The sequence below is a fragment of the Mycobacterium sp. 852014-52144_SCH5372336 genome, assembly GCF_001665615.1.
In the GTDB taxonomy this organism is placed as follows: domain Bacteria; phylum Actinomycetota; class Actinomycetes; order Mycobacteriales; family Mycobacteriaceae; genus Mycobacterium; species Mycobacterium neumannii_A.
Genome location: NZ_LZSW01000033.1, coordinates 38,454 through 49,746 on the forward strand (window position 1 = coordinate 38,454; position 11,293 = coordinate 49,746).

The 11,293-nt window shown below is 67.3% G+C and carries 11 protein-coding genes; 5 read left to right on the forward strand and 6 right to left on the reverse strand.

The features are described 5' to 3' along the window. Entirely contained in the window at positions 1-426 is a 426-nt protein-coding gene (locus A5759_RS06425; protein WP_094289266.1) for a lipoprotein LpqV, read from the reverse strand. A 263-nt stretch (positions 427-689) separates the two neighbouring features. Here A5759_RS06425 and A5759_RS06430 point away from each other — a divergent pair, with 263 nt between their 5' ends. Together A5759_RS06430 and A5759_RS06435 are read left to right on the forward strand one after the other, a co-directional pair. Further along, the gene (locus A5759_RS06430) at positions 690-1,235 is read left to right on the forward strand and encodes a cysteine dioxygenase family protein (protein WP_068195324.1); all 546 of its coding nucleotides are present in this window, start codon (positions 690-692) and stop codon (positions 1,233-1,235) included. Between the two features lie 2 nt (positions 1,236-1,237). Next, positions 1,238-1,606, forward strand: a complete 369-nt coding sequence (locus tag A5759_RS06435; RefSeq protein ID WP_068195326.1) for a rhodanese-like domain-containing protein — start codon at positions 1,238-1,240, stop codon at positions 1,604-1,606. 9 nt (positions 1,607-1,615) lie between these two features. On the opposite strand, the gene A5759_RS06440 is transcribed toward A5759_RS06435, so the two are convergent. Genes A5759_RS06440 through A5759_RS06450 form a run of 3 tightly spaced genes read right to left on the reverse strand, consistent with a single transcriptional unit; the run spans position 1,616 to position 5,160 of the window. Next, positions 1,616-3,328, reverse strand: coding sequence for an alpha/beta-hydrolase family protein (locus tag A5759_RS06440; RefSeq protein ID WP_068195641.1), 1,713 nt, complete (start codon positions 3,326-3,328; stop codon positions 1,616-1,618). A gap of 9 nt (positions 3,329-3,337) precedes the next feature. Continuing rightward, complete coding sequence (locus tag A5759_RS06445; protein WP_064394942.1) at positions 3,338-4,114, reverse strand: enoyl-CoA hydratase; 777 nt, start codon at positions 4,112-4,114, stop codon at positions 3,338-3,340. Then, positions 4,111-5,160 (reverse strand): enoyl-CoA hydratase/isomerase family protein, encoded by a 1,050-nt coding sequence (locus A5759_RS06450; RefSeq protein WP_068195328.1) that lies wholly within the window; start codon positions 5,158-5,160, stop codon positions 4,111-4,113. Before A5759_RS06450 ends, A5759_RS06445 begins: the two co-directional genes overlap by 4 nt. Before the next feature lie 165 nt (positions 5,161-5,325). Between A5759_RS06450 and A5759_RS06455 the strand changes: the two genes are divergently transcribed. Next, a complete protein-coding gene (locus tag A5759_RS06455; RefSeq protein WP_064394944.1) occupies positions 5,326-6,183 on the forward strand; it encodes a Bax inhibitor-1/YccA family protein in 858 nt (285 codons plus the stop codon). 66 nt (positions 6,184-6,249) lie between these two features. On the opposite strand, the gene A5759_RS06460 is transcribed toward A5759_RS06455, so the two are convergent. Together A5759_RS06460 and A5759_RS06465 are read right to left on the reverse strand one after the other, a co-directional pair. Then, complete coding sequence (locus A5759_RS06460; protein WP_064394998.1) at positions 6,250-7,467, reverse strand: acetyl-CoA C-acetyltransferase; 1,218 nt, start codon at positions 7,465-7,467, stop codon at positions 6,250-6,252. A 34-nt stretch (positions 7,468-7,501) separates the two neighbouring features. Further along, positions 7,502-8,464 carry an SGNH/GDSL hydrolase family protein gene (locus tag A5759_RS06465; protein ID WP_064420102.1) on the reverse strand — a complete coding sequence of 321 codons (963 nt, stop codon included), beginning with the start codon at positions 8,462-8,464 and terminating at the stop codon, positions 7,502-7,504. Positions 8,465-8,670: 206 nt separating this feature from the next. Between A5759_RS06465 and A5759_RS06470 the strand changes: the two genes are divergently transcribed. Together A5759_RS06470 and A5759_RS06475 are read left to right on the forward strand one after the other, a co-directional pair. Next, positions 8,671-9,732, forward strand: a complete 1,062-nt coding sequence (locus A5759_RS06470; RefSeq protein ID WP_064420103.1) for an alpha/beta hydrolase — start codon at positions 8,671-8,673, stop codon at positions 9,730-9,732. A 41-nt stretch (positions 9,733-9,773) separates the two neighbouring features. Continuing rightward, positions 9,774-11,174, forward strand: a complete 1,401-nt coding sequence (locus A5759_RS06475; RefSeq protein ID WP_064394947.1) for a cystathionine beta-synthase — start codon at positions 9,774-9,776, stop codon at positions 11,172-11,174. Positions 11,175-11,293 lie beyond the last annotated feature (119 nt).

Below are 11,293 nucleotides of genomic sequence, written 5' to 3' on the forward strand. Positions count from 1 at the left end.
TCAGGCGCAGAGGCCGTCGGCCGCCGCCTGCACGGCGACGATGACCGCGGCCTGACGCGGCGGCGGCAACTGCGTCCACGGTGTGCCGTACGTTCCAGGCCCCGCCGAATCCGTTGATTGCACCATGCCGAGGTAGGGCTCGATCTGTGACTTCGGGTCACCACCCTGTTCGTCCATCCACTGCCGCGCCGTGGCGCAGGCCTTGAAGTACTCCTCCTCGGTCGAGTCGGCGGGAGCGCCGACCGCGGTGGTGACACCGTCGGGGGAGACGGCGACCGAACCCGGTGCCGCGGTGGGTGTTTCCGAGCTGGTGGCCGTGGGCGTCGAGTCGGCCGACGGCTCGGAGGTGTCTTCGGTACCCGACGAACATCCCGCGACGACACCCACCATCACTGCGGCCGCCGCGACACCGTGACGCATGCGCATGCCCGTCAATCTAGGCAACGGCTCGCCCGCGACCGACACCGGCTGCACCGATCGCCGAGGTTGCGCTCACGGTGAATCTATCCGCCGATCCCGCAAACACGCGTCTGGCCTGCGACGACAGGCTCCGAGCGTGCGGGACCGTCGCCTCCGGCCGGGTTGGAATGGCACGCCCATGCCAGGCTTGCTCTCATGACGACCGGACGCCAGGAGTGTTGTCGGCCCTAGCGCCGCCCCTGCCCGATTCCGGTTCTCTTGGAGCTTTCATGGCCTCCCCTGCAGCCCTGCCCACTGCCGTACCCGCGGTGTCCGCACCGACGCGGCTGCGGCTGCCCGATCTGTTGCTCGCTTCCGACCGCTGCGCCGACGATGTGCTCACCGGTCGCTACGACCACCTGCTGCCTGCTGGCGGACCGCCTGGCGACGAACGCTGGTTCACCCGCCTCCATGGTGATGACGAGCTCGACATCTGGCTGATCAGCTGGGTGCCCGACCGGTCGACCGAGATGCACGACCACGGCGGCTCCCTTGGGGCCCTGACGGTGATCTCGGGCGCGTTGCGCGAGACCCGCTGGGACGGTGGAGCATTGCGGCGACGCAGGCTGCACGCCGGGGATCAGGCCGCCTTCCCGCTGGGATGGGTACACGACGTAGTGTGGGCACCCGATCGTGACACCTCGGCCCCGGTCACCCCCACGCTGAGCGTGCACGCGTATTCGCCGCCGTTGACCGCGATGTCGTATTACGAGGTGACGGCACGGAACATGTTGCGCCGCAATCGGACCAAGCTGACCGGCGGACCGGAGGGCTGATCGTGGCAAGTCGCATCGACCGGATCCTGGACGACGCCCGCGCCCGCCTGCACAGGTTGCCGGCGGCCGAGGTGCCCGCGGCGTTGGACCGCGGCGCGATCCTCGTCGACATCCGCCCGCAAGCCCAACGCGCACGCGAGGGGGAGGTGGCAGAAGCGTTGGTGATCGAACGCAACGTACTCGAATGGCGTTGCGACCCGACCAGCGAGGCGCGGCTGCCGCAGGCCGTCGACGATGACGTCGAGTGGGTGGTGCTGTGCTCGGAGGGCTACACCTCCAGCCTGGCCGCGGCGGCGCTGCTCGATCTGGGCCTGCACCGCGCGACCGATGTCATCGGCGGATATCACGCGTTGAAAGGCGTTCTGGCCTAATCCTTTTCGCTAATCCTTCTCGTCGCTGCTCAGCAGCGGCCGCAGGCGTTCGGTCTTCTCCGGTGTCCAGCCCGGCGGCTGCAGGATCGCCGCCCACGCGTTGGCCACATCCTTGACGTAGACGTGGCCGTGCCCGTCGGGCACATCCACGGCCACGGCCATGTCCGCCGACACCTGGAGGAACGTCACCACGGGTATCCACTGCATCCGGCCGGAGACGTCGTAACCTCGTGGCTCCTTTAGCCAGTCCGGTTCGGCGAACAGCAGATCCGGGTTGAACCACGCGATCGGGTCCGACGCGTGCTGCAGGTACACCACCCGCGGATCCCCCCAGGGGCCGTCCGGCCGGCTCAAATCCTGGGCGCTGGCGGCGAAGTGGACGTTCTCGCCGTCGTCGTAGATCGGCAGCCACATCGGGGAGCCGGGGTCGCGGTCACGGGTCAGCTGCGTCCAGATCGTGTTGTTGAACGTGGGGCCGCTGAACAGTGCACCGTCCGTGCGGGCGATGAGGTTGTTGAGCGCGAGGAAAGGCGCTTCACCGCCGAACGATCCGAGGCTCTCCCCGAACACGACCAGGCGCGGTCGCTGCGCCTCGGGGATCTCCCGGATCAGCGCGTCGACGGCCTCGAACAACGCCTGACCCGCCTGCCGCGCGTTCTCCTTGTCCACGAGGAACGACAGCCAACTCGGCAGAAACGAGTACTGCATCGACACGATCGCGGTGTCGCCGTTGTACATGTATTCCAGCGCAGAGGCTTCGGCTTCGTTGATCCAGCCGGTGCCGGTGGTGGTGGCCACGGCGACGACGTCGCGGTCCAGCCCGCCGGTGCGCTGCAGTTCGCGGGCCGCCAGCGCGGCGGTTGCCTTGATTCCGTCCGCGGAATGCAGACCGGCGTAGACGCGGATCGGTTCGACGGCAGGCCGGCCGTTGAAATCCGTCAACTGCTCGACCGTCGGCCCCGCCGCCACGAATATCCGGCCCTGGTGGCCAAGGGATTCCCAGCTGGCCAGCGACTGGGGACCGCCGGACCGCAACGGTGATGTGGGCGCCGTGAAATCAGGGTCGGTCTCGTCGTTGACTGCCGCGAACGTGTTGTTGATCGTGCTCATCGCGAAGCGCACCACGATGCCGTTCAGTAGCGCGATGGTGAGCGCGATCAGCAGCACCACCACCACAACCGCCGAAACCCTCGGCGGTGCAACGCGTTCGAGTTGCCGGACCAGGAAGCGCACGAGCCTGCCGATCAGCTGCCCGATCTCGACGAGCACGAACAGCGTCACGATGGACAGCACGGCGGTCAGGGGATGATCCCAGAAGCCCATGCGCGGAACACCGTTGAGATCGCGGACCTCGTCCTGCCAGATGTGGAAGTAGACGATCATCAGGATCTGGCCGATGACGCCGATGACCACCAGGGCGATCCAGGCCTGTCGCGGGGCGGGCGGGCTGCTGTCCTTGGACCGCATGTAGCGCACCAGCCACACCACGAACACGCCGAGGGCATAACCGAAAGCGCCTGCGCCTCCGCTGACCAGCCCCTGGAACAACGGACCTCGCGGGAGCAGCGACGGCGTCATCGACAGCCACAGGAACACCAGGCCCAGCGCGGTGCCGGTGAAGGTGTAGTTGCGCACCCACCAAGGCGTGTCCTTGGACGTCTTGACCGGCTTCTCCCGCGGTTCTTCGACCGTGGTGTCGGTGTCGTCGCGGGTGTCGGTCACCACCGCAGATTAACGGTGGCGGAAGGCCGGTGGGCGCTTCTCGGTGAACGCGTTCATGCCCTCGGTCTGGTCGTCGGTCGCGAACGCCGAGTGGAACAGCCTGCGCTCGTACAGAAGGCCCTCGGCCAGAGTCGATTCGAAGGCACGGTTGACGGCCTCCTTCGCCATCCGCGACGCCGACAGCGACATTCCGGCGATGGTCTTGGCGACCGCGTTGGCCTCGTCGAGCAGTGTGTCGGCGGGCACCACCCGCGACACCAGGCCCGCGCGTTCGGCCTCCTCGGCGCCCATGTTGCGCCCGGTGAGGATCAGGTCCATGGCCTTGGCCTTGCCGATGGCGCGGGTCAGCCGCTGCGAGCCGCCCATGCCGGGCAGCACACCGAGCTTGATCTCGGGCTGGCCGAATTTCGCGGTGTCGGCGGCGATCAGCAGATCGCACATCATCGCCAACTCGCAGCCACCGCCGAGCGCATAGCCGGCGACGGCCGCGATCGTGGGGGTGCGGGTGGCGGCGAACGAACCCCAGGCTGCGAAGAAGTCGCTGGCGAAGACGTCCGCGAACGACAGGCTCGCCATCTCCTTGATGTCGGCTCCCGCGGCGAACGCCTTCTCGTTGCCGGTGATGATGATGGCGCCGATCGCCGGATCGTTGTCCAATTCGGCTGCCGCGGAGGTGACTTCGTCCATCACCTGGCTGTTGAGCGCGTTGAGTGCCTTCGGCCGGTTCAGCGTGATGGTCGCGACACGGTCGTCACGCGTGACAATAATGGTGTCGTAGTCGGTCATGAGAACTCCAGTTCGCGATCGGCCGGCGCGAAGTAATCCTCCACGTCGGCTGTGGTGACCGCCGCCAACGAGGCGGGCGACCATTTCGGATTGCGGTCCTTGTCGACAACCTGGGCGCGGATACCCTCGACGAAGTCGTGGGAGCGCAGCGCCCCGCACGAGGTCCGGTACTCCTGGCGCAGCACGTCTTCGAGTGTGTCGAGTTTCGCGGCGCGGCGCAGCGCTTCGAGCGCGACGGAAACCGAGACGGGCGAGCGGCTCTCGATGAGATCGCCCGCCTCGCCGGCAGCCGCGTCGTCGTGACCGCGCAGCGCGGCGACGATGTCGAGGACGGTCTCACCGGCATAGCACCGGTCGATCCATTCGCGTTGCCGCAGAAGGTTACTCGGCGGTGGCTCGACGGCATGGGCGGCCAGTGCGTCATTGATCCCGTCCGCGAGGACCGCGGCCTTGAAGTCGGCGAGCTTATCGTGGGGTACGAAGTGGTCGGCGAATCCCATCGCGATCGCGTCGGCGCCGTCGAAGTTCGCGCCCGTGAGCGCGGCGTGGTAGCCGAGCAGCCCGGGTGCGTGCGACAGGATGAGCGTGCCGCCGACGTCGGGGACGAAGCCGATGCCGACCTCCGGCATCGCCATCTTGGTGGTGTCGGTGACGACGCGCACGCTGCCGTGGGCGCTGACCCCGACGCCGCCGCCCATCACGATGCCGTCCATCAGGGCGACATACGGTTTGGTGAACCGGCCGATCTGGGCGTTGAGCAGGTATTCGTCGTACCAGAACAGGCGCGCTTCACGTCCTTTGTCAGGTCCCTCGGCCCTGGCGCTGTGATAGAGCGCGACGATGTCGCCGCCCGCGCACAGGCCGCGTTCGCCGGCGCCGTCGACGATGACGGCGGTGACGGCATCGTCGTGGGCCCATTCGGCCAGCACACGCGACATCGCGGTGACCATGGAGTGGTTCAGCGAATTGATGGCCTTGGGCCGGTTGAGGGTGATCAGGCCGACGCCGCGGTCAACGGTTACTAGGACATCCTCGTTTTCGCCCACGAGTATGCAATGTAGAACGTTGCCCGACCTGCGAACGCTTTGGGTAGGGTTTCTTGTGAACCAGCTGGGAAAGTGATCGGCACGGCCGGGAACCGACCAGGGACATGATTCGTTGACGGTGTGTTCGCCGATTGACGATCGACATCATCAGGAGAGGAACCCACGGTGCGGGAATCCAGCAACCCCGTATTTCGATCCCTGCCAAAGTCGCAGGGCGGATATGCGCAGTTCGGTACCGGGGCCGCCGGCTACGGTACGCAGGCGGTTCACGCCGACCCCTATGTGACGCAGTACCCGGAGCAGCGCCAGGCCGGCGTTGCCCGCCCGATGACCATCGACGATGTCGTCACCAAGACCGGCGTCACGCTGGCGGTGTTGGCGGCCGTCGCAGTCGTCACCTACTTCCTGGCGGCGGTGAACCCGGCTGTTGCCCTTCCGCTGGCGATGGTCGGCGCGATCGGCGGCCTGGTGTTGGTCCTGGTGGCCACCTTCGGTCGCAAGCAGGACAACCCCGCGATCGTCTTGAGCTACGCGGGCCTGGAGGGCCTTTTCCTGGGCGCCATCTCGTGGGTGTTCGGTAGGAGCGTCGAGATCGCGGGCGGCAGCGCGGGCGCGCTGATCACCCAGGCGGTGCTCGCCACGTTCGGCGTGTTCTTCGGCATGCTCGTCGTCTACAAGACCGGCGCCATCCGCGTCACCCCGAAGTTCACCCGCATGATCGTCGCCGGCCTATTCGGTGTCCTGGTGCTCATGCTCGGCAACCTGGTGCTGGCGATGTTCGGTGTCGGCGGCGGCGAGGGCATGGGCCTGCGCGCCGGTGGTCCGATCGCGATCATCTTCTCGCTGGTCTGCATCGGCCTGGCCGCGTTCAGCTTCCTGATCGACTTCGATTCGGCCGATCAGATGATCCGCGCCGGTGCACCGGAGAAGGCGGCGTGGGGCGTTGCGCTCGGCCTGACCGTCACGCTGGTCTGGCTGTACATCGAGATCCTGCGACTGCTGTCGTACTTCCAAAGCGATTAGCAGCTTGACGAGAAGGCCCGGCACGAAATGTGCCGGGCCTTTTCGTTTTCGCGGGCTCTTCGCGGGCTAGGACAGCCGCTCGATCACCATCGCCATGCCCTGGCCGCCGCCGACACACATCGTCTCGAGGCCGAACGTCTTGTCGTGGGTCGTCAGGTTGTTCAGCAGTGTCGCGGTGATCCGCGCGCCGGTCATGCCGAACGGATGGCCCAGTGCGATCGCACCACCCGAGACGTTGAGCTTGTCCTCGTCCATGCCCAGTTCGCGCGCCGAGCCGAGCACCTGCACCGCGAAGGCCTCATTGATCTCGTAGAGGTCGATATCGCCGATCGACATGCCGGCGTTGGCCAGCGCCTTCTTCGTCGCCTCGATCGGGCCGAGACCCATGATCTCCGGCGACAGCCCGCTCACTCCCGTCGACACGACACGCGCCAGCGGCGTCAGACCCAGCTCGCGAGCCTTGGTGTCCGACATGACGATCAACGCGGCGGCGCCGTCGTTGAGTGGGCAGGCGTTGCCGGCGGTCACGGTGCCGTTCGGCCGGAACACCGGCTTGAGTTGGCTGATCTTCTCGTAGGTGGTCCCGGCCCGAGGACCATCATCGGTGGAGACGACGGTTCCGTCGGGCAGAGTCACCGGGACGATCTCGCGCTCGAAGAAGCCGTTCTTGATGGCCTCCTCGGCGCGGTTCTGCGACCGAACACCCCAGTGGTCCTGGTCCTCGCGGCTGATGCCCGTGTACAGCGCGACGTTTTCGGCGGTCTGGCCCATCGCGATGTAGACGTCCGGCAGCAAGCCGTCCTCGCGCGGGTCGTGCCACTCCTCGGCACCGGCGGCCGCCTGATCCGAGCGGCTCATCGCGTCGGCGAACAACGGGTTCTTGCTGTCGGGCCAACCGTCCGCCGTACCCTTCGGGAACCGCGAAACCGTCTCCACGCCAGCCGAAATGAACGCATGTCCCTCGCCGGCCTTGATCGCGTGGAACGCCATGCGCGTGGTCTGCAGCGACGACGAGCAGTAGCGGTTCACCGTCGTGCCCGGCAGGAAGTCGTAGCCGAGCTGCACGGCCACCGCCCTGCCGACGTTGAATCCGGCCTCGCCTGCGGGCTGGCCGCAGCCCATGATCAGGTCGTCGATTTCCCGCGGATCCAGTGCGGGCACCTTGTCCAGCGCCGCGCGCACCATCTGCGCGGCCAGGTCGTCGGGACGGATGTCGACCAGTGAACCCTTGGCGGCGCGGCCGATCGGCGACCGCGCGGTCGCGACAATGACGGCTTCAGGCATGGTGTCTCCTCGCATTGACGGCTATGAGGAGAACCTAGCTCGCGGACGCCACGATGGGTGCGGGGACCCCGGTCGACCGCCGCCACAGCCTGCTGAATCCGCCCACCCGGGCCAGCAGCGCGAAGCCCTCACCCGAGCGCGTCCGCCACGGTAACTCCGGCGCCGCGCCACCGAGCCAGTCGCTCAACGCATTACACAGCGCGGGCAGCAGTTGGTTGGCTGCCAGCGCATAACCCGCGCCCGACGGGTGGAACATGTCGGGGGAGAACAGCACGTCGGGGGTGGACCGAAAGTGCGGCGCCAGCAGGTCGGCCAGCGGCACGGGAACCCCGCCCTCGGCTCGCACCGCAGCCGTCTGAACCCGGGCCAGCTGAAGGCCGCGGCTGCGTGTCACCGCGCGCAGGGGCTGCGGTATCGCGGTGATGACGCCGAAATCAGGGCAGGTGCCCACCACCACGACGGCGCCCGCGGCCCGCAACCGACGCACCGCCTTTCCCAGTCGGCGCGCCGACGGTCGGATGCCGTTCGGCCGGGTGATGTCGTTGGCGCCGATCATGATCACCGCGGCGTCGGGCGGTGGGCCCGCGACGAACATCGCGTCGATCTGGCCCGACAGTCCCTTCGACGTCGCCCCGACGATCGCCTTGGTGCTCAGCCGGATCCGCTTACCGGAGACCTCGGCCAGACCCCTCGCGAGCAGGACTCCGGGCACCTCCTCGGCGGAGGTGGCGCCGTAACCGGTTGCGGTGGAGTCGCCGAAGACCATCAGGTGCAGGTCGAACGGCACGTCACGGCGCCAGCGCTCGACGGGACCGCCGCCAGGTGCGTAGACGCCGTCGGCGCGGGGCGGGATGTCCCACGCGTGCGGAATGACGCGACGAGCCTGATCGGCCTGCCCGATCAGCAGGTTGCGCGCCCCGATATAGGCCGAACCGACCGAGCCGAGCGTGGCCGCGGCTGCAAAGGCGATGGTGCTCGTCCGTCGTGGTGTGCCCACGTCGGCAAGTTTAAGAGGCTTTTCCGGGGCTATCCGCGTGGCGAGAAGCGTTAAGGGGTCACATTGCGGTATCAACTCCGGTATCGAATATGACTCGCTGATTGTTGAAACGAACATAAGGTGTCAAGCTAAGATGCGAGTCACGTCCAGAAAATTAGGCGTGCTCGACACCACGGCGGCTTGAAACGTCGGAGGGGGTGGTTGTAATGACCGCACCAAGCAAGGTTGGCCATGTTCGCCGGCCAGGAGTATCGCCTGTTCACGCGCGTAAACCGCGCAAGTTTCCAGTCAGCGACGGAGCGCCGGTAGAGGTCGTCGAAGACGGCCCGAGCCTCGGCGGTCGGCTTGCATCGCTCGCGGCCCTGCTAACTGTTCGGCCCACGCTAGCTATCGGCAGCTATGCGCCGAAGCTGCCGTGGCCGTGGGGTCTTGTCGACTTTGTCTCGCGCATCGCGCGGCCTGCGCCTGGCACCGTGCGGGCCACGATCTCTTTGCCGAAATGCACTGCGCAACTCGTCAGGGCGCCTGGTGTGCTGCCCGCGGACGGCAAACGCGGCGTCATCCTCTACTTGCACGGCGGCGCATTCCTGACCTGCGGTGTCAACTCGCACGGCCGCCTGGTGCAGGCGCTGTCGGGCTACGCCGATTGTCCGGTGCTGGTCGTCAACTACCGGATGATCCCGAAACACTCCGTCGGCATGGCGATCGACGACTGCTACGACGCCTACCAGTGGCTGCGCCTGCACGGCTATGAGCCCGACCAGATCGTTCTGGCCGGCGACTCCGCGGGCGGCTACTTGGCGCTGGCCCTGGCCGAACGCCTGCAGCGCGAAGGCCTCGAGGGTGAGGTGCCTGCCGCGATGGTGACGATGTCGCCCCTTTTCGAGATCGACAACGAGGCGCGGGCCAACCACCCGAACATCCGTACCGACGCGATGTTCCCGCCGCGGGCATTCCACGCGCTCGTCGACCTGATCGAGGATGCGGCGCGGCATGGGCGCAAGGATGGCAAGCCCGAAGAGGTCTACGAGCCGCTCGACCACATCGAACCCGGCCTGCCCCGCACGCTGATCCACGTCTCGGGCTCCGAGGTACTGGTGAGCGATGCGCGCAAGGCCGCGCGGCGCCTGGCTGCGGCCGGTGTGCCGGTCGAAGTCCGCGTCTGGCCAGGGCAGATGCACGTGTTCCAGATCGCGGCGCCGATCGTGCCCGAGGCGAAACGCTCGTTGCGCCAGATCGGCGAATACATCCGCGAGGCCACCTGGTAGCCGACCTGGTGACGGCGGGAGTCGCCTGACACGATGGAGTCATGCGGATCGCCCGGCACGTCAGTGAGCTCATCGGCAATACCCCCCTGGTGCAGCTGAACTCTGTTGTACCGCCGGGGGCGGGCATGGTCGCGGCCAAGATCGAGTACCTCAACCCCGGCGGCAGCTCGAAGGACCGCATCGCGATCAAGATGATCGACGCTGCCGAGGCCAGCGGGGAGCTCAAGCCCGGCGGCACGATCGTCGAACCGACGTCGGGGAACACGGGGGTGGGGCTGGCGCTGATCGCCCAGCAGCGGGGTTACAAGTGCATCTTCGTCTGCCCTGACAAGGTCGGCGAGGACAAGCGCAACGTGCTGCGCGCATACGGCGCCGACGTGGTGGTGTGTCCGACCGCGGTGCCACCCGATCATCCCGACAGCTACTACAGCGTCTCCGACCGGCTGGTCGGAGAGATCGACGGCGCGTGGAAGCCGGACCAGTACTCCAACCCGATGGGGCCCGAGTCGCATTACGAGACCACCGGACCGGAGATCTGGGCCGACACCGACGGCAAGGTCACGCATTTTGTGGCGGGTGTGGGCACCGGGGGCACCATCACCGGCGCCGGTCGCTACCTGAAGGAAGTGTCCGACGGCAAGGTGCGGGTCATCGGCGCCGATCCGGAGGGTTCGGTGTACTCCGGTGGCTCGGGACGGCCGTATCTGGTGGAGGGCGTGGGCGAGGACTTCTGGCCCAAGGCCTACGACCCCGCGGTGCCCGACGAGATCATCGCGGTTTCGGATGCCGATTCGTTCGAGATGACGCGCAGGCTTGCGCGCGAAGAGGCGCTGCTCGTCGGCGGGTCATGCGGTATGGCAGTGGTGGCCGCCAACAAGGTGGCCGAACAGGCCGGCCCCGACGCGCTGGTCGTCGTGCTGTTGCCCGACGGCGGAAGAGGTTATCTCGCAAAGGTTTTCAACGACGACTGGATGTCGTCGTACGGCTTTTTGCGTAGCCGGATGGACGGGTCGGTGGAGGAGTCCACGGTCGGCGAAGTGCTGCGCGGCAAGTCGGGGGCGTTGCCCGACCTCGTGCATACGCACCCGTCGGAGACCGTCCGCGACGCCATCGGGATCCTGCGCGAATACGGCGTCTCACAGATGCCCGTCGTCGGCGCCGAACCGCCGGTGATGGCCGGGGAGGTCGCGGGCAGCGTGTCCGAACGCGAACTGCTCTCCGCCGTGTTCGAGGGACGGGCCAAGCTCGCCGATGCGGTGGCCGAGCACATGAGCCCGCCGATGCCGCTGATCGGCGCCGGCGAACTTGTCAGCGCCGCAGCGAAAGAACTTCGCGAGTGCGACGCTGTGATGGTGGTCGAGGAGGGTAAGCCCGTCGGCGTGCTGACCCGCCACGACCTGCTCGGTTTCCTGTCCGACGGAAGCAAGCGCCGGGTTCGCTAGCGTCTCACCGTCATCGGGCCGTCGACGCCTGGCAAACAGCCCGACAGGGTCTGGCGAAGCGGTGTCTGCCGCAGAGTTGCTGACTTTTGGTAGCGGCGGTGTGTTTCGCACAGAAAACC